The sequence below is a fragment of the Paenibacillus sp. 2RAB27 genome, from assembly GCF_052115445.1.
Lineage (GTDB): Bacteria > Bacillota > Bacilli > Paenibacillales > NBRC-103111 > Paenibacillus_E.
Genome location: NZ_JBFRGR010000022.1, coordinates 47,653 through 65,200 on the forward strand (window position 1 = coordinate 47,653; position 17,548 = coordinate 65,200).

16 protein-coding genes are annotated in these 17,548 nt (G+C 48.4%); all 16 read right to left on the reverse strand.

Going from position 1 to position 17,548, the window contains the following annotated elements; genetic code table 11:
• Positions 1–12: 12 nt before the first annotated feature.
• A complete protein-coding gene (locus AB4114_RS24850; protein ID WP_441990861.1) occupies positions 13–1,056 on the reverse strand; it encodes an HD-GYP domain-containing protein in 1,044 nt (347 codons plus the stop codon).
• 438 nt (positions 1,057–1,494) lie between these two features.
• Positions 1,495–2,910: an argininosuccinate lyase gene (gene argH / locus AB4114_RS24855; protein ID WP_441990862.1), complete on the reverse strand. Its 1,416-nt coding sequence runs from the start codon at positions 2,908–2,910 to the stop codon at positions 1,495–1,497.
• 105 nt (positions 2,911–3,015) lie between these two features.
• Entirely contained in the window at positions 3,016–4,254 is a 1,239-nt protein-coding gene (locus tag AB4114_RS24860) for an argininosuccinate synthase (RefSeq protein WP_441990863.1), read from the reverse strand.
• A gap of 39 nt (positions 4,255–4,293) precedes the next feature.
• A complete protein-coding gene (argF, locus tag AB4114_RS24865) occupies positions 4,294–5,253 on the reverse strand; it encodes an ornithine carbamoyltransferase (protein WP_441990864.1) in 960 nt (319 codons plus the stop codon).
• Between the two features lie 30 nt (positions 5,254–5,283).
• Positions 5,284–6,480 (reverse strand): acetylornithine transaminase, encoded by a 1,197-nt coding sequence (locus AB4114_RS24870; protein ID WP_441990865.1) that lies wholly within the window; start codon positions 6,478–6,480, stop codon positions 5,284–5,286.
• 55 nt (positions 6,481–6,535) lie between these two features.
• Positions 6,536–7,306, reverse strand: coding sequence for an acetylglutamate kinase (gene argB / locus AB4114_RS24875; protein ID WP_441990907.1), 771 nt, complete (start codon positions 7,304–7,306; stop codon positions 6,536–6,538).
• A gap of 74 nt (positions 7,307–7,380) precedes the next feature.
• A complete protein-coding gene (gene argJ, locus AB4114_RS24880; RefSeq protein WP_441990866.1) occupies positions 7,381–8,607 on the reverse strand; it encodes a bifunctional glutamate N-acetyltransferase/amino-acid acetyltransferase ArgJ in 1,227 nt (408 codons plus the stop codon).
• A gap of 31 nt (positions 8,608–8,638) precedes the next feature.
• Complete coding sequence (argC, locus tag AB4114_RS24885; RefSeq protein ID WP_441990867.1) at positions 8,639–9,688, reverse strand: N-acetyl-gamma-glutamyl-phosphate reductase; 1,050 nt, start codon at positions 9,686–9,688, stop codon at positions 8,639–8,641.
• A gap of 443 nt (positions 9,689–10,131) precedes the next feature.
• The gene (locus AB4114_RS24890; RefSeq protein ID WP_441990908.1) at positions 10,132–10,974 is read right to left on the reverse strand and encodes a YitT family protein; all 843 of its coding nucleotides are present in this window, start codon (positions 10,972–10,974) and stop codon (positions 10,132–10,134) included.
• Positions 10,975–11,131: 157 nt separating this feature from the next.
• A protein-coding gene (gene prfB / locus AB4114_RS24895) for a peptide chain release factor 2 (protein ID WP_441990868.1) occupies positions 11,132–12,245 on the reverse strand; the annotation gives its coding sequence in 2 pieces (ribosomal slippage) (positions 11,132–12,172 and positions 12,174–12,245; 1,113 coding nt in all).
• A gap of 54 nt (positions 12,246–12,299) precedes the next feature.
• Positions 12,300–14,819 (reverse strand): preprotein translocase subunit SecA, encoded by a 2,520-nt coding sequence (gene secA / locus AB4114_RS24900; RefSeq protein ID WP_441990869.1) that lies wholly within the window; start codon positions 14,817–14,819, stop codon positions 12,300–12,302.
• 286 nt (positions 14,820–15,105) lie between these two features.
• The gene (gene hpf / locus AB4114_RS24905; protein ID WP_441990870.1) at positions 15,106–15,654 is read right to left on the reverse strand and encodes a ribosome hibernation-promoting factor, HPF/YfiA family; all 549 of its coding nucleotides are present in this window, start codon (positions 15,652–15,654) and stop codon (positions 15,106–15,108) included.
• Between the two features lie 170 nt (positions 15,655–15,824).
• Positions 15,825–16,022, reverse strand: a complete 198-nt coding sequence (locus tag AB4114_RS24910; protein ID WP_028556842.1) for a cold shock domain-containing protein — start codon at positions 16,020–16,022, stop codon at positions 15,825–15,827.
• 412 nt (positions 16,023–16,434) lie between these two features.
• The gene (locus AB4114_RS24915) at positions 16,435–16,764 is read right to left on the reverse strand and encodes a hypothetical protein (protein ID WP_441990871.1); all 330 of its coding nucleotides are present in this window, start codon (positions 16,762–16,764) and stop codon (positions 16,435–16,437) included.
• Positions 16,757–17,140, reverse strand: a complete 384-nt coding sequence (fliS, locus tag AB4114_RS24920) for a flagellar export chaperone FliS (RefSeq protein ID WP_441990872.1) — start codon at positions 17,138–17,140, stop codon at positions 16,757–16,759. The genes AB4114_RS24915 and fliS overlap by 8 nt, the downstream gene beginning before the upstream one ends.
• Before the next feature lie 35 nt (positions 17,141–17,175).
• Positions 17,176–17,538: a flagellar protein FlaG gene (locus tag AB4114_RS24925; protein WP_441990909.1), complete on the reverse strand. Its 363-nt coding sequence runs from the start codon at positions 17,536–17,538 to the stop codon at positions 17,176–17,178.
• Positions 17,539–17,548 lie beyond the last annotated feature (10 nt).

Genomic DNA, 17,548 nt, shown 5'->3' on the forward strand with positions numbered 1-17,548 from the left:
CGCTCCCATTTTCTATATAGAATAACTCTCTTTACGTACGATGTGCATGAAGGCATCCACCACTTGGGGATCAAAATGATAGCCACGCTGCTTCTGAATTTCCGTCAAAGCTTCCTCGGTGGACCAAGCCCGTTTATAGGGGCGTTCGTGCGTCAAGGCATCATAAAAGTCGGCAAGTGCCACAATGCGCCCTGCAAGTGGAATCTCTTCTCCCCTTAATCCGTTCGGATACCCGGTACCGTCCCATTTCTCATGATGCGTTAAGGCAATCGTATGGGCTAATTGCAAATCCGGGAATTGACTCCCCTCGAGAATACTGGCACCAATCGTCGTATGCGTCTTCATCTGCTCGAATTCTTCTGGACTGAATCTTCCTGGTTTCAATAAAATATCATCCGGTATGCCTAACTTCCCGAGATCATGCAAAGGTGTAGCCCGTTCAATCAGCGATGCTTCGTGATCCGATAAACCTAGCGAGGAAGCAATCTCCTTCGCCATTTGACCCACACGCTGCGTATGCTGCCCCGTCTGATCATCACGGAATTCCGAAGTTCTTCCTAGTAATTGCAGGATTTCCAGCTTCGCTTGCTCTAGTTTAACGGTCCGTTCTTGTACGCGCAGCTCTAATAACTGATTCTGGTCTTGCAACTGCAAATGATAAAATCGTGTTTTCAACAAGTTATTGATCCGTAAGACAACTTCTGTTTTATCTAAAGGCTTCGTAAGGAAATCATGAGCGCCCAGGTGCAGCGCTTCCTTCTTGGCCTCCTGCGTCACATCTGCAGTCAGCACTAAGATCGGCAGAAAATGACCTTCCTCCACCCGTTCCCGTAGCAGCTTCAAAGCTGCGAATCCATCCACATCAGGCATATGTAAATCCAATAATATAATATCAGGTTTAATCTCTTCATATAGGACTTCTAGCTGTCTGGGATCCGTTGTACAGTGTAAATTGGAAAAACCTGCACGGCTTAGTATGCGCTCTAACAGGCTGATATTGTAGGCCTGATCATCGATAATCAGAAAACGAGCGCCTTGCATCCAAATTTTATCCATCTATGCACCTCATTCCATCCTTGCTTGCTGATCTAATTCTCATGCATATTTTACCATATATATCATGCTATGTGACTTTGTAATGTCGAAATTTAGAATAAAATTTAACATGGTTTCCATTTACACGAATTGTAAAAATTTGTCGAAATAGAGGGAATACAATAATTGTAAAGAATATATACAAAATAATACAGAAAGTAGGTAAATTAACCAGTCTGATCGTCCTCATCCTCTTTGCTAGACATATCGCTAAACCTCTCGTTCGAGTTGAACGCATCTCAGCCTCCGTTAAAAACTTAAATGACATGTCAGCCCAGCTGCAGGATGTTATTCAACAATTTAAGGTATAGGGCGGTAATGTGAAAAATAGAAAGTAAAAAGCTCTTCCCATCATGGATGACGGAAAGAGCTATTTGACGTGCCTATGTGAAAATAACCTTATTTGCTTTTCTCTAAAAAGTCGTGCAACCATGCCTGCGATTCCGCCAGCACTTGCTCTGCGCGACCAATCGCCTCGCTCACTTGATTGCTTGCCGTTCCGCCGTACACGTTGCGCGCGTTCACAACTTGCTCCGGTTGAAGAACCGCATAAATATCGGACTCGAATAGCTCGGAGAAGGTTTTGAACTCCTCGATGCTCATATCTAGCAAATATTTTTTGTTTTGGATGCAGTAGAGCACCGTTTTGCCGATCACTTCGTGCGCTTGACGGAAAGGAAGACCCTTGTTCACTAGGTAATCTGCGATATCCGTTGCATTCGAGAAGTCTTGGTTCACGGCTTGGCGCATGCGCTCCGTGTTCACCTTCATCGTCGACACCATCGGTGCAAACAATTGCAGCGCGCCTTGCAAGGTACGAACCGTATCAAACATGCCTTCTTTGTCTTCCTGCATGTCCTTGTTGTACGCCAGCGGCAGCGACTTGAGTACGGTCATCAGACCGAACAAGTTGCCATAGACGCGGCCTGTTTTGCCACGGACAAGCTCCGCAACGTCCGGGTTCTTCTTCTGCGGCATGATCGAGCTGCCGGTGCAGAATGCATCGTCGAGTTCGATGAATGCGAACTCGGTCGAAGACCAGAGCACCATTTCCTCGCTGAAGCGAGAAAGGTGCATCATGATCATGGACGCGTTAGAGAGGAACTCCAGGATGAAATCGCGGTCGCTGACCGCGTCCAGGGAGTTCTCGTACACGCGTCCGAACCCGAGCTGCTCCGCCACGAAATGGCGGTCGATCGGGAAGGTCGTGCCCGCGAGCGCGCCAGCGCCGAGCGGCAGCATGTCTACGCGCTTGTAGCTGTCCTGCAAGCGCTCGAGGTCACGCTGGAACATGCTGACGTAGGCCATCAGATGGTGCGCGAACAAGATCGGCTGCGCACGCTGCAGATGCGTGTAACCCGGGATAATCGTATCGAGATTAGCCTTCGCTTTCTCAAGCAAAGCCTCCTGCAGCTTGATCAGCAAGCCAACGAACTCAACCACGCGCTTGCGCAGGTAGAGATGCATGTCCGTCGCCACTTGATCGTTACGGCTGCGACCCGTGTGCAGCTTGCCGCCGACAGGACCGATCAGGTCAATCAAGGTTTTCTCGATATTCATATGAATATCTTCGTTCTGAATCGTGTATTCCAGCTCGCCGCGGCGAATCATGCCCTGCACTTGCAGTAAGCCGTCTTTGATTTTCTCCACATCGTCAGCAGGAAGAATCCCGCATTTGCCAAGCATCGTCACGTGCGCCAAGCTGCCTTCAATATCTTCCTCGGCAAGTTCTTTGTCGAAAGTAATGGATGCTGTATATTCTTCGACCAATTGGTCGGTTTGTTTCGTGAAACGTCCACCCCAAAGCTTAGACACCTTGCATGACCCCTCTCGTATGAAACTTGTCCCTATGAGACAAGTTTATGGACAGCCCAAAGGCTTTCCACGAAGGGAAAGCCCACGGCTGAGGCTATTGAAATTTTACTTCTTCGCGTTTTGTTCCACGCCGGAACCTACTTTCAAGCGCAGTGCATTCAAGCGGATAAATCCTGTTGCATCGCCTTGATCGTAAGCCTTCGTTGGATCAGCTTCCATTGTCGCGATATCCGGATTGTATAGGGATACTGGACTTTTCACGCCAGCGCCTATCACGTTGCCTTTGTACAGTTTCAAACGAACCGTACCAGATACGTTCTTTTGGCTCTCGGACACAAGCGCTTGAATCGCCAAACGCTCAGGAGCGAACCAGAAGCCATTGTAGACAAGGGATGCATATTTCGAGATTAAGGAATCACGAAGGTGCATAACATCGCGATCCATCGTGAGAGATTCCATTTTACGGTGAGCGGTGAAAAGAATGGTACCGCCCGGCGTCTCATATACGCCACGGCTCTTCATGCCGACGAAACGGTTCTCAACCATGTCCACACGGCCAATCCCGTGTTTGCCGCCGATTCCGTTCAACGTTTCCATCACTTGAAGTGGCGTAAGCTTCGCTCCGTTGATCGCTACGCAATCACCAGCAGCAAACTCAAGCTCGATGTACTCCGCTTGATCTGGTGCATCTTCTGGTGCAACGCTGAGCACGTACATGCCTTTGTTGTCGTCAGCTGCTGCATCGAACCAAGGATCTTCCAACATGCCGCTCTCGAAGGAGATGTGCAGCAAGTTACGATCTGTTGAGTACGGTTTCGCTGCGGATGCTGTTACCGGAATGTTGTGCTTCTCCGCGTAAGCGATCATCTCTGCGCGACCTGGGAACTGCTCGCGGAATTCTTCCAAACGCCAAGGCGCGATCACGGACAGCTCAGGCGCTAGCGCTGCTGCTGTAAGCTCGAAACGTACTTGGTCGTTCCCTTTACCGGTTGCTCCGTGAGCAATCGCTGTTGCGCCTTCAGCGCGAGCGATCTCAACCATACGCTTCGCGATCAAAGGACGCGCAATGCTCGTGCCAAGCAGGTATTGCCCCTCGTAAAGAGCAGCCGCCTGGAACATCGGGTTGATGAAATCTTTCGCGAACTCAGCGCGAAGGTCGTCGATGTAGATTTTGGATGCGCCGGTTGCAAGTGCTTTTTCTTCCAAACCGTCAAGCTCATCTTTTTGCCCAATATCCGCTGTGAAAGCAATGATTTCTGCGTCGTAAGTTTCTTTTAACCATTTGAGGATAACTGATGTATCCAACCCGCCTGAATAAGCGAGTACGATTTTTTCCTTAGCCATGTCTACTCTTCGCTCCGTTTCTACACTCTCATTTGAAATTTATATCATTGTCGCGGCCATGATGGCCTTTTGCGCATGAAGACGATTCTCTGCTTGGTCGAAAATAATGGAATGCGCGCCGTCGATGACGCCTTCGCTCACTTCTTCCCCGCGGTGTGCAGGCAAGCAGTGCATGAACAGGTAATCCTGCTTCGCATATTTCACCAAAGCTTCATTGACTTGATAGTTTTTGAACGCGATTTCGCGCTCTTTTTGCTCATCTTCTTGGCCCATGCTCGCCCATACATCCGTATAGATGATGTCGGCATTTTCAATCGCTTCACGCGGATCGCGCGTAACAAGCAGACTTCCACCTGTTTCAGCGGCATTTTCCTTGGATTGACGAATCACTTCTTTCCCAGCCTCATAGCCCTCTGGCGAAGCAATCGCGAAATCCATCCCAAGCTTACTAGCTCCCATCATCAAGGAGTGGACCATGTTGTTGCCATCGCCGATATAGGCGACTTTAATGCCTTTCAAGCGGCCTTTTTTCTCCAAAACGGTCTGATAATCGGCCATAACTTGGCAAGGGTGTGCATGATCCGTTAAGCCGTTAATGACAGGCACTGTCGCGCCGCGTGCCAAATCGATCACCTTGCGGTGCTCGTAAGTACGAATCATAATTCCGTCTAAGTAACGGGACAGGGTTTGAGCGGTATCCCATACCGTCTCTCCGCGGCCTAGCTGCAAATCATTTTTGCTCAGGAAAAGCGCTTGGCCTCCCAATTGGTACATCCCCACTTCAAAGGAAACACGCGTACGCGTGGAGGATTTCTCAAAAATCATGCCCAGCGTTTTACCCGCTAGTACCGCATGAGGCTCTCTTGCCTTCTGCTTGCGCTTCAGCTCAATGGCATAGTGAATCAAATATTCGATTTCTTCCGCTGTATAATCAACCAATGCAAGAAAATCCTTGCCCTTCAACTGGGCAGCCATTTCTTCCTTGACCATGCTATTCATGTGATCCAACCTCTCTACTGTAAACTTCGGTTAGACGCCGCTAATGGTCGATGCCTTCTGGGAGAGGACACCGCACACGACTTCTAACGCTTGATCCAAATCTTCTTGCGGTATCGTTAACGCCGGCACCAAACGAATCACGTTAGGTCCTGCTGGAATGACCAACACGCCTTGTTTGTGGATTTCGCTGATGATTTCGGCACTTGGCTGTGCACATTCAATACCAATGAGAAGGCCAATGCCACGGATGCTTTTGACCAACGGATTACCCGCCAGCTTGCTCTCTAACGTCTTCACCGTATACGCGCCTAACTCTGCTGCACGCTCCGGCAACTGATTGTCGATAATCGTACTTAATGTTGCATGAGCCGCTGCTGTTGCAATCGGAGTCCCACCGAACGTGGAACCGTGACTGCCTGCGCTAAACGCTTCTGCCAAGTGCCCTTTAGCTAGCATCGCACCAATCGGGAATCCACCGCCAAGACCTTTGGCCAATGTGAAAATATCCGGCTCTACACCATAATGTTCATAGGCAAAAAGCTTACCCGTACGACCTACACCTGTCTGAATTTCATCCGCGATCAGAAGTAGATTATGTTCCTTACAAAGCTCAGCAAGCTGCTTCACAAATGTCGGATCCGCCGGCAACACGCCGCCTTCACCTTGTACGAACTCAAGCATAACCGCACACGTACGGTCGTTCACAAGGTTGCGAACAGACTCGATATCGTTATAATCGGCATACACAAAGCCTTCTGGAAGCGGAAGGAAGCCTTCCTTTACTTTGTCCTGACCTGTCGCTGTTAATGTAGCTATCGTACGCCCATGGAAGGACATGTTGAACGTGATGATCTCGTACTTACCGTTGTTCAGCACTTTTTGGGAGTAGCGACGCGCGATTTTGATCGCTGCCTCGTTCGCTTCCGCTCCTGTGGAACAGAAAAACACAGCATCCGCACAACTGTTGTCCGTCAATAAACCAGCCAATTTTTCCTGATTCGGAATATGAAATAAATTACCCACATGCCAAAGCTGATCCAGCTGCTCGATCAATTTCTCCTTCACGCCCTGCGGTGCATGCCCAAGAGCGGCAACGGCAATCCCGCTCATCATGTCGATGTATTCCTTCCCTGTGTCATCCCACAGTCGGCTGCCTTCACCTTTCACTAGCGTAATCGGATATCTGGCGTAGGTTGGAAATAACGAGCTTTTCCCTTGTTCTGTCATGTACATTCCCTCCTAAAAGTTTTCGTTAGAAAACTAGCTTCGTAAGCTTTTCAAATTACCGTACAATGCGCGTGCCGATGCCTTCGCCCTTCAAAACTTTGCTAAGTACGTTCGGTTCCGAACCGTTCACGATAACCACTTCTTGCACTTGCCCTTGTATACAAGCAATTGCTGCACGAACCTTCGGGATCATGCCGCCATAGATGTCGCCACTTGTGATCATCTCTTCAATCTGCGCTACGCTGACAACAGGAAGCACTTGCTTCTCGCCATCCACGACTTTCATAATGCCGGGAACATCGGTCACAACAACCATCTGCTCCACGCCAAGGTGAGAAGCGACAGCACCAGCCGCCGTATCGGCGTTGATGTTATACCGCTGTCCGCCATCTGCGCCCAGCCCTACCGGTGCAATAACCGGAATGTAGCCCATGCCGACGATGCCTTGAATCAGCTCAGCATTCACCCTAGTTACATCGCCTACAAGACCAACTTCATGGCTGTTAGCAACGGGCTTTGCTTCGATCAAATGTCCATCCACACCGGACAACCCAAGCGCCTTCGCGCCCGTTAACTGAATACGGCGTACGATTTCTTTGTTAATCTGGCCTGAAAGCACCATTTCCACTACGTCCAGCACGGCTTCAGAAGTTACCCGCAGACCGTTCACGAAACCTGACTCGATGCCCAACTTGCCTAACGTATCCGAAATCGCAGGACCGCCGCCATGCACGATGACTGTAACGATTCCTTCTTCCTGAAGCTGACGCATGTCTTCAAAAAAACTACTAGGCAACGCCGCAAGCGTGCTGCCTCCGCATTTCATCACAAAGCAATTGTTCTTCACTGCTCTTCCCCCTAAAAGTTTTGCGTAGCAAAACTAGCTTCGTAAGCATTTGCTTACGTCCGATAAGCCGCATTAATGCGGACATAATCATAGGTCAAGTCGCAGCCCCAGCCCGTTGCTTTGCCTTCGCCCATATGTAAATTCACATGAATTTGAATCGTATCTGTTTTCAAATAAACCAGCGCCGCTTCCTCGTCGAACTTCACGGGACGCGACTGTTCCAACACTGCGATATCGCCTAAGCGAATATCGACCGTGTTCACGTTCACCGGCTGACCCGAGTAACCTACAGCCGCAATGATCCGGCCCCAGTTCGCATCAGCGCCATATACGGCGGATTTCACGAGGCTCGATCCGATGATCGACTTCACGATCTTACGAGCCGCATCGTCACTCTCAGCGCCGATCACTGTCGTTTCGATCAGCTTCGTCGCGCCCTCGCCATCACGTGCAATCGCTTTGGCGAGGTATTCGCCAACGTATTGGAACCCTGCCGCGAAAGCTTCCCAATCCGGGTGCCCCGGATGCAGGGAGTCGCCGCCGGCAAGCCCGCTTGCCATCACCACGACCATGTCGTTGGTGCTTGTATCTCCGTCAACAGTGATCATGTTGAACGTGTTATCTGTAATCCTGCTTAGCAACAGCTGCAGGTATTCGTTCTCAATCGCGACGTCGGTTGTCATGAAACCGAGCATCGTCGCCATGTTCGGGTGAATCATCCCCGAACCCTTAGCTGCGCCGGCAATGTGAACCTCTTTGCCGCCAACCACAACACGGACGCACGTCATCTTCTGCACGAGATCCGTCGTTAGGATCGACTGGCAGAAGTCTTCGCCGCCGTCTAACTTCAGCTTCGCTGGCAGCTGCTCGATGCCGCTCAGCACTTTGCCCATCGGCAGAAGCTCGCCGATAACGCCCGTGCTCGTCACGCCGACGTGGTGCTCCGCCACGCCAAGTGCCTTCGCACTTGCCGCGCGCATCGCGCGAGCGTCGTCTTCGCCTTGCTGGCCAGTGCACGCGTTGGCGTTGCCGCTGTTCACGATCATCGCCTGCAGCTTGCCGCTGTGGGCGATGCTTTCTTGCGTCACGCGCAGCGGTGCCGCTTGGAACGCGTTCAGCGTATAAACGCCTGCCGCTGAAGCTGGTACATCACAGAGGATCGCGCCAAGATCATAGCGCTCCGTCTTCTTCAATCCGCAGTGCAGGCCGCCTGCACGAAAGCCCTTCGGTGTTGTTACAGTGCCCTCTGGCACGACAGTGAAGCTAACTTGGTCCGACATGGTCGTCTACTCACCTATCCTCATCTTCTAGTTATGGATATACCGGTGCGAACAACAACCCTGTCGTTTCGTCCCAGCCTTGCATAATATTTAAATTCTGAATCGCTTGACCTGCGGCGCCCTTAACCACATTGTCGATAACCGACACGATCGTTACACGCCTTGTACGCTCATCCACAGCGAAGCCGATATCGCAGTAATTGGAGCCCATAACTTCCTTCGTTGAAGGATACTTCCCAAGCGGGCGAATCCTTACGAATTTGCGGCCTTCATAGTACTGACGGTACTTTTCGATGAACTCTTCAGCTGTATGTTCACCTGTCAGTGTGGCATACATCGTCGCCATAATCCCCCGTGTCATTGGCACAAGGTGCGTCGTGAACGTCGTCACAACCGGTTTCCCTGCAATGCGGCTCAGCGCTTGCTCAATTTCCGGGATGTGTTGGTGCTTATTTATTTTGTAAGCCGATAAGTTCTCATTTACTTCGGAATAGTGTGCGCCCAGGCTCAAACCGCGACCCGCACCGGATACACCGGATTTCGCATCAATAATAATCGTGGACGGATCAATCCATCCTGCTTCAACCGCAGGAATAAGTCCTAGCAGCGTCGCTGTTGGGTAACACCCAGGGTTAGCGATCAGATCGCTGCCCTTCACTTCGTCCCCGAACACTTCGGATAGACCGTAGATCGAACGTGCCAACGCTTCTTCAGAAGCCGCCGGCTTTTTGTACCATTTTTCATAATCGCTAGCGGACTTCAGTCTCAAATCCCCCGAAATATCAATCACCTTCAGGCCTGCTTCGACCAGTTTAGGCGAGAGCCCCGCGCTCACACCTGCCGGAGTAGCTAGAAACACAACGTCTGCTTTACCAGCGATCAACTCAACATCAAGGACATCGAGGATATCCACGACCACTTCCTGCAAATGTGGAAAATGCTCCGCCAACGGCGCTCCTGCATTCGAAGTTGAAATCACGGATGTAATATGTACAAGTGGATGCGCCTGCAAAAGACGAATCAATTCCGCACCACCATATCCTGTTGCTCCAATAATAGCCGCTCTAATGCTCTGACTCATTCCCATGACCTCCCGATGTTCCGAAAATATATGTATTATTATACATTCGTATACATAATAATTCAATGAATTTTTTTGCGCTCTGGCTTTGGCCAAAAATGCTGTTCAGCAAGGTATTTCAAGGCTTTTATCCGGTAAAACGAATTGAATTTAGTTAACTGAATAGTCTGACTATATCGAGTTATATGCACATTATGCATCAATTTTCGCAAGTCGTGCATAAAACTAATCGCAATCACCGCCATCGCTTCTTCCGTTACCCATTGGCTCAGCCTTACTCATTATCCCAAAGACTATAGTCAGAAGGCAAATTATGTTAGTTACTCTAGAGTTATGCACATTTGTACACAGGCATTGTGTATAAGTTAGGCGTTTACGCACAATTTGCCAACAAGTTATCCACAAAAAAGACCATCAGGCATATTTCTCCTGACGGCCCTCCACTATGCGTGGCGCTTAAACCCTTCTCCCAACACTTCATTCGTTTCACTCAAAATCACAAAAGCCTGTGGATCCACGGATTGCACCAGTGTTTTTAACCGACTGACTTCATTCTGTTTCACGACCACCATCATGACCGTCCGCGATTCACCCGTAAATCCACCCGATCCGCTAAGTTCGGTTAACCCGCGATCCAAATCGTACAAAATCGCCTTCCGTATGGCATCCGTATGATCCGAGATTATAAAGGCTACTTTGGCATAGTTAAAGCCGAGCTGCACGATATCAATCGTTTTGGTCGTAACGAATAATCCGATCATCCCATACAGCGCATTCTCTGGGGTGAACACCAAGGCAGAGCTGATAATAACGAGTCCATCGAATATGGCAACCGAAAAGCCGAGGCTTAAGCCGGAGTACTTATGTAATAATTGGGCTGCCAACCCCAGTCCACCTGTGGAGCCACGCCCTTTAAATACGATGCCCAGACCCAACCCCACGCCGATGCCTCCATATACAGCAGCTAGCAATGGATTATGTGTAGGTACGCCTAAGTGACTGGTGATGAGTACGCAGAATGGGAAAATAACCGATCCAACGATGGCTTTAATGCCAAATTTCTTTCCGAGCAGCCACAGGGCTAACAATAAAATCGGGATATTAAGCGCCCACTGTGTGTACGCCGGGTTTATTTGGGTGACTTTCTGCAAAATGGTCGAAATCCCCGAGACTCCGCCTGTCGCGATTTGGTTCGGGTTCAGAAAGCTGTTAAAACTCGCTGCCATGATCAATGAACCGACAATCAGTAATATATATTCAAAAACGGTATGCGTGGGACTTCCCATTGTAATTCGTGGTTCTCTTCTGGACACCCGTGGTCCTCCTTTGTTCGTTTACATGAAAAATCCTACACCCATTAGGTGTAGGATCAACGTTTATGACGTGAACCATGCACAGCCCGGCAAATCAGCTTGCTTTCGCATGGCTTGTTTATGGCAGGCCTTACTCTGGCTTCCGTATTTGATGACGCAGATACGCGTCAATGAAGGTATCGAGATCCCCGTCCATGACGGCTCCAACGTTGCCCGTCTCAGCGGAGGTTCTGTGGTCCTTCACCATGCTGTACGGATGAAAAACGTAGGAGCGAATCTGACTTCCCCACGCAATATCCGACTGCTCGCCGCGAATCTCGGCTAGGTGCTTCAATTGCTCTTCGATCTTCCGCTCATAGAGCTTGGAGCGAAGCATCTTCATCGCTTTCTCGCGGTTCTTGATCTGCGAGCGCTCTTGCTGACAACTCACCACAACGCCAGTCGGAATGTGTGTAATCCGCACAGCCGAGTCCGTGGTGTTGATGTGTTGACCGCCGGCGCCGCTTGCGCGGTACGTATCAATCTTGAGATCCTCGGAGCGGATCTCGCCCACCTCGGTGTCGTCTTCGATCTCTGGCATCACGTCACACGATGCGAACGAGGTGTGACGACGGCCAGAGGCGTCGAACGGCGAGATCCGGACGAGCCGGTGCACGCCCTTCTCTGCCTTCAAGTAGCCGTAGGCGTTGAAGCCTGTGATCTGCAGCGTGACACTCTTCACGCCGGCTTCGTCGCCGGGCAAATAGTCGAGTACCTCGACTTTGTAGCCCCGCTTCTCCGCCCAGCGACGGTACATCCGCAGCAGCATCTCTGCCCAGTCCTGCGACTCGGTGCCGCCGGCGCCTGGATGCAGCTCTAGAATCGCATTCAGCCGGTCATACGGCTGATTGAGCAGCAAACCAAGCTCGAAGGACTCGAGCTTCTTGACGAGCGCCGCGATGCCGGTTTCGATGTCTTTGACAAGACCCGCATCGCTCTCTTCTTCCTCGAGCTCAACCATCACCTGAATATCCTCGAACGCGTTCGTGAAGCCTTGGAACTCCTCCACGACACTCTTGATCACGTTGAGCTCAGCGATCGTCTTCTGGGCACGTTCATTATCGTCCCAGAAGTCTGGCGCGCCCATTTTTTCCTCAAAATCCCCGATAGCTTCTAGCTTATGATCTAAGTCAAAGAGACCCCCGTAATTCGGTTAGTCGCTTCGCTGTTTCTCTTAAGTCTTGTTTTACTTCTGGTTCTAGCATGTCGTACACCTCGTTTATTCTGCTTGCATGTACCTAGACAAGTGGTTTAGTTGCTTACATGCCTTGCCCGTGGCACTGCTTGAACTTCTTGCCGCTGCCGCATGGGCATGGGTCGTTGCGTCCAATACGCTGCTCTTCACCGCGTACTAGTGGTTTCTTGCCGCCGGCTTCATTCTTCGTATCAACAGCCTGACCTTCTGCTACTGCTTGGCGCTCCAGGTTGCTCTGTACGTGTGCTTTCATGATGTACATGGCGACTTCTTCACGAATGTTGTCGATCATCTCTTGGAACATCTCGAAGCCTTCGAATTGGTACTCCCGAAGTGGATCTGTACCGCCATATGCACGTAAGTGAATACCTTGGCGCAGCTGATCCATCGCATCGATGTGATCCATCCATTTGCTATCTACTGCACGAAGCGCTACGACTTTTTCAAATTCACGCATAAATTCTGCGCCAATTTCCGTTTCACRCTCATCATACCGTTTGCTCACAAGATCTTTGATCAGCTCGATGATCTCATCTTGCTCTTTACCCCACATGGTTTGATCAGTAATTTGTGCATCATCGTGCAGCAAGTTGTTATTCACAAAGTTCGCAACTTCTTGCAGTTCCCACTCTTCCGGAATTTGCTCCTCTGGACAGTGGGCTTTCACGATACGCTCGATCACGGCACTGATCATACCCTCAATTACCTCGCGGATATTTTCAGACTCCAGCAGCTCGCGGCGCTGTTTATATATAATCTCACGTTGTTGATTCATGACATCGTCATATTGAAGGACGACTTTACGTACGTCGAAGTTGTTACCCTCAACGCGCTTTTGCGCAGATTCCACGGCACGGGAGATCAATTTGCTCTCAATTGGTTGATCTTCTTCCATTCCGAGACGATCCATCATCGCCATAATATTTTCAGCGCCGAATCGTTTCATCAACTCATCTTCAAGAGAAAGGTAGAATTGTGAGGATCCAGGGTCACCCTGGCGTCCTGCGCGCCCACGCAGCTGATTATCAATCCGTCTGCTCTCGTGACGTTCAGTACCTATGATATGCAAACCGCCAGCATCATGTACGCCTTGACCAAGCACAATGTCAGTACCACGACCCGCCATGTTCGTTGCAATCGTAACGGAACCTGGTTGACCTGCACGTGAAACGATTTCCGCTTCTTCCGCATGATACTTAGCATTCAATACTTTATGTTGAACGCCTTTCTTCTTCAGCATCTCGGAAAGCTTCTCTGAGTTCTCAATGGATACTGTACCCACAAGCACTGGCTGATTCAGCTTATGACGCTCTAGAATTTGCTCAACAACAGCTCTGAACTTACCGTTCTCTGACTTATACACCACGTCCGGTAGATCCTTACGAATCATTGGACGGTTCGTCGGAACGATAATAACTTCAAGGCCGTAAATTTTCTTCAACTCTTCTTCTTCCGTCTTCGCCGTTCCCGTCATTCCCGCTAGCTTGCGGTACATACGGAAATAGTTCTGGAACGTAATCGTAGCGAGTGTCATGCTCTCATTCTGAACTTTCAGCTGCTCTTTCGCCTCAATGGCTTGGTGCAACCCATCACTATAGCGACGGCCAGTCATGATACGGCCTGTAAATTCATCAACGATCATAACTTCTTCTTCTTGAACAACGTAGTCCACGTCACGTTTCATAATGAAACGAGCTTTGAGCGCTTGTGTGATGTGGTGGTTGATGTTTACGTTTTGATGATCAAATAAGTTCTCAATACCGAAAGCTCGTTCACCTTTCGCCACGCCTTCTTCCGTTAACGCGACAGCACGCACTTTGATATCGATCGTGTAGTCTTCTTCTTCTTTTAGAGTCGATACAAAACGGTCCGCCGTAAAGTACATATCTGTTGATTTCGCAGCTTGTCCAGAAATAATCAATGGTGTTCTCGCTTCATCGACTAGAATGGAATCCACCTCATCGATAACCGCATAGTACAGCGGACGTTGAACCATCTGCTCTTTGTACAGCACCATGTTGTCACGCAGGTAGTCAAACCCGTATTCGTTATTCGTGCCATACGTAATATCACAAGCATAAGCAGCTTGCTTCTCTTCATGAGACAAGTCATGCAAGTTAACCCCAACGGTTAAGCCGAGGAACTCGTAAATTTGACCCATTTCGGCGCTATCCCGCTGTGCCAAATAGTCATTGACGGTAACAACGTGTACGCCTTTACCAAGCAAAGCATTCAAATAAACAGGAAGTGTTCCAACTAACGTTTTCCCTTCACCTGTTCTCATCTCTGCAATACGGCCTTCGTGCAGTACCATACCCCCGATAAGTTGAACGTCATAATGACGTTTTCCTAATACACGGATACCCGCTTCTCTGACTACTGCAAAAGCTTCAGGCAATAGATCATCGATTTCTTCGCCCTTCTCAAGGCGTTCTCTGAACTCGATTGTTTTCCCTTTTAACTGTTCATCGGTCAGCGGTTTAATACTGGCTTCAAGCTCGTTGATGTAGTCAACGGCTTTGAGCATCCGTTTAATCTCCCGTTCATTGGAATCACCAAAAATTTTCTTCACTAGTCCTAGCATCGGTGAACCCCTTTCCCTTGCGTTCGTATCCTTAAATTGTACCACTTATGACAGTCCTGCCGCAACAAACGAGCATTCTCTTCCTTCTAAAACCTATAGAAATAGGACTTCAAAACCATGCTTTTCGTATTTCTTAGTATGAAATGGAGATGCCGCTAACATGCATAGCAAAGATTATGACTTCATCGCTAAAGGAAAGAGCTTAATCCGATGATATCGAATTAAGCTCACTTGATCATTTTGTATAGGAATGTTGATTAAATGTATTAGGCCATTTGTTTATGCATTACATCGCCGGTTCGATTAAACCGTACTTACCGTCGTCTCGTTTGTAGACCACATTGACTGTGTCTGTCTCCATGTTCGAGAATACAAAGAAGTTATGACCCACCATATTCATTTGGAGAATCGCTTCTTCCACGTCCATCGGCTTCAAATTGAAGCGTTTGTTGCGCACGAGTTCGAAGTCCTCTTCTTCTTCCATGTAGGAAGCTGCCGCGACTTCTGCCTTGAACAGATCACGCTTGCCGCCATCTTGGCGAATTTTACGATTCGTCTTAGTCTTGTGCTTACGAATTTGACGTTCTAATTTGTCCACAACCAGATCAATGGATGCGTACATGTCGGTGTTGCGTTCTTCTGCTCGTAGTAACACACCTGTTAACGGGATGCTTACTTCGATGGTCTGAAGACCTTTAACCACGCTTAGCTTTACTTGTACATCAGATGTAAGGGGAGCTTCAAAATACCTCTCTAGTCTATTCAACTTCTTGTCGACATAGTCTCCGAGGGCTTCAGTAACTTCAAGGTGTTCTCCGCGAATGCTAATTTCCATAGTTAAACATCTCCCTTCCTTCTTACATTATACTACATTCCACTCCAACTTCATAATTCCTTTAAATTCCGAGCTAAACTTTCTAGCCAAAATATAAAAAACACCCCAGAGTATGTCCCCAGGGTGATTTGTTCATCGTTGTATGCGATGGCACAATACGTGCCGATTAATTATAGTCTGCTTACGTTTGCAGCTTGTGGTCCGCGCGCGCCTTCTACGATGTCAAACTCAACAGCTTGACCTTCGTCTAGCGTTTTGAACCCTTCGGACTGAATCGCGGAGAAATGAACGAATACATCCCCACCATCTTCGCGCTCAATGAACCCATAGCCTTTTTCTGCGTTAAACCATTTCACTTTACCTTGCATATCGTACACAATCCTTTCGTTTTAAAAAATATAAAAAAGAGTTTAAATGAAATGTAAGCCCTTTCTTTTTGACTATACCACCTATCTGCTTGACCTGTCAATTTCTAACTTTTAATAAAAGTGAATATTTAGAAAATTCAAGTATTTACATCCCGTGGATAACTGCAGAATTTGTAGAATCCTGTCATGACGGGCTTCTTTACATGTTATTAACAAAGTTATTAACAGGTTTATGCACATTATCCACAGGTAGAATAGGAGGAATTATGGATAACTCGCGGTAAAACGGTCCGTTTATTCACATCGTGGGGTCAGATCGGATTGTTTATCCACGGAAACTTGTACGAGGTTGAGGAAAACAGGGGATAAAAGAAAAAACCTCCTGCCGCGGCAAAAGGTTGGTGTGGATAGGTTATTTCTTCTTGTCGAAGAAGTAACTTTCCTGTGCATAGGGTTGCTCATACGCATTGTTATGCACACGGGCCCGTTCTATTTTATCGATGCCGATCTTCGCTTCATCTCTTAATTGCTGCATGCGCCTTACGATCGCCTCATCATGTTGGAGAATGCCTTGAATCACCAACTTTTGCTGATCATTATAACGCTGATTCATCGATTGTAATTCATCAATAATGAGTTGTCTGTCCTCAACAAAGCTAGCTAACTGCTCATACTCCATCTGATCCAGCTCTATGATGATTTCGTGCGTTATCCGCTGTAACGTTTGAAGTAGCTTATCCATTTTTCGACGCCAAAGAAAGCTTGGCTGCCTGAACCCACGTTTCTTTCAACTCTACTAGATACCCTAACACTTCCTCCGCGGATTCCACCTGCTTCTTCGTATTCGCTTCGACTAGGCGGAAGAGGAAATAATCATATAAGCGTAGCAACTCGTCAGCCACAGGAGCTTTCTTATCCAAAGTGATAATAAACTCTTGGATGATGTCTTGTACTCTCATCAGATAGTTATTAGCATCTTGGTAATTCTTCTGCGAAAGTGCCTCAATGGCTTGCTTACAATATCGGATAGCACCATCAGATAACATGATGAGCAGCTGAGCTGGGCTCGCTGTTTGAATTGAATTTTGCATATACTTATTCTGCTGCGCCGAAATCATGAGAATGCCCCCTAATGTTTTGTCTTGTTCGTTTATTATCTACGCTCATCTACCATAGCTCCAGCCATTTCCCAAACCCTAGCTAGAAAATCAAGCGATTTCTCATTCGGGATTTCTCGAATAAGTTCACCATTGCTTTTGTCTAATACTCTAACAATAATATGCTTTGTCTGTTCGTGAATTGAAAAATCAAGCGTTGTAGAAGTACCTTCTACGGCTTTAATTGCACGTTCAATAGCCTTTACAAGTTGTTGCTCACTAATCGGGATATTCTGCCCTTGCGCTTGAGCTTGCTTTAAATCATGAACACTTTGAATGCCGTCATTGCTCGAAACTTTAGGTACTGCAGGGGCTGCGTTAACACTAGGCTTTGGAACATTTCCAATCGATGGGTTCATACTCAAAGCA

Coding starts and splice junctions, on each gene's coding strand:
- AB4114_RS24850 (WP_441990861.1), bottom strand. CDS start 1,056: ATGGATAAAATTTGGATGCAAGGCGCTCGTTTTCTGATTATCGATGAT.
- AB4114_RS24860 (WP_441990863.1), bottom strand. CDS start 4,254: ATGGCTAAGGAAAAAATCGTACTCGCTTATTCAGGCGGGTTGGATACA.
- argF (WP_441990864.1), bottom strand. CDS start 5,253: ATGAATAGCATGGTCAAGGAAGAAATGGCTGCCCAGTTGAAGGGCAAG.
- AB4114_RS24870 (WP_441990865.1), bottom strand. CDS start 6,480: ATGACAGAACAAGGGAAAAGCTCGTTATTTCCAACCTACGCCAGATAT.
- argB (WP_441990907.1), bottom strand. CDS start 7,306: ATGAAATGCGGAGGCAGCACGCTTGCGGCGTTGCCTAGTAGTTTTTTT.
- argJ (WP_441990866.1), bottom strand. CDS start 8,607: ATGTCGGACCAAGTTAGCTTCACTGTCGTGCCAGAGGGCACTGTAACA.
- argC (WP_441990867.1), bottom strand. CDS start 9,688: ATGAGTCAGAGCATTAGAGCGGCTATTATTGGAGCAACAGGATATGGT.
- AB4114_RS24890 (WP_441990908.1), bottom strand. CDS start 10,974: ATGGGAAGTCCCACGCATACCGTTTTTGAATATATATTACTGATTGTC.
- hpf (WP_441990870.1), bottom strand. CDS start 15,654: ATGGAAATTAGCATTCGCGGAGAACACCTTGAAGTTACTGAAGCCCTC.
- AB4114_RS24910 (WP_028556842.1), bottom strand. CDS start 16,022: ATGCAAGGTAAAGTGAAATGGTTTAACGCAGAAAAAGGCTATGGGTTC.
- AB4114_RS24915 (WP_441990871.1), bottom strand. CDS start 16,764: ATGGATAAGCTACTTCAAACGTTACAGCGGATAACGCACGAAATCATC.
- fliS (WP_441990872.1), bottom strand. CDS start 17,140: ATGATTTCGGCGCAGCAGAATAAGTATATGCAAAATTCAATTCAAACA.
- AB4114_RS24925 (WP_441990909.1), bottom strand. CDS start 17,538: ATGAACCCATCGATTGGAAATGTTCCAAAGCCTAGTGTTAACGCAGCC.